The 538-nt window shown below is 62.1% G+C and carries 1 protein-coding gene; it reads right to left on the bottom strand.

Features of this window, described 5'->3' with window-relative positions; genetic code table 11:
• On the bottom strand, positions 1-538 hold a 538-nt coding region (locus NA637_RS25325; protein WP_256075422.1), incomplete at both ends, for an RNA-guided endonuclease InsQ/TnpB family protein.

Below are 538 nucleotides of genomic sequence, written 5' to 3'. Positions count from 1 at the left end.
GGCGCGGCATTGAGCCGCACCTGAATCGCTTCGGTGGGTTCCTGCTGCTGGCGGCATTGCTGCACCGCTCACTTCACAGGCGAACCGGGCGTGTCCCGCCCTTAGAACATTGATCGCGCCGACCACGTCGGCGTTTTCCTCGAAGCCGCATCCCACGCACTCGAACTTGGCTTGTGTCCGGCGATTCTCTGCCGACACATGCCCGCAGCACGGACAGGTGCGGCTGGTGTACTGCGGCGGCACGGCGACGAGCCAGCCGCCATTCCACGCCAGCTTGTAATCCAGTTGGCGGCGGAACTCGAACCAGCCTTGGTCGAGGATGGATTTGTTCAGGCCGGACTTGGCCCGAACGTTTCTGCCCGGTTTTTCGGTGCTGCCTGCCGCCGACCTGGACATATTCCGCACCTGCAAGTCCTCGATACACACCATCGCGTGGTTTTGGCTGATCGCGGTTGAGGTCTTGTGCAGGTAGTCGCGGCGGGCGTTGCCGATGCGGGCGTGAATCTTCTGGATACGCGATTTCTCCTTCTTCCAGTTG

This window comes from Stutzerimonas stutzeri (assembly GCF_024448935.1).
Taxonomy (GTDB): domain Bacteria; phylum Pseudomonadota; class Gammaproteobacteria; order Pseudomonadales; family Pseudomonadaceae; genus Stutzerimonas; species Stutzerimonas stutzeri_AO.
Note: the sequence above shows the minus strand (reverse complement) of the source record. Positions and strands in the feature narration are given on the sequence as shown.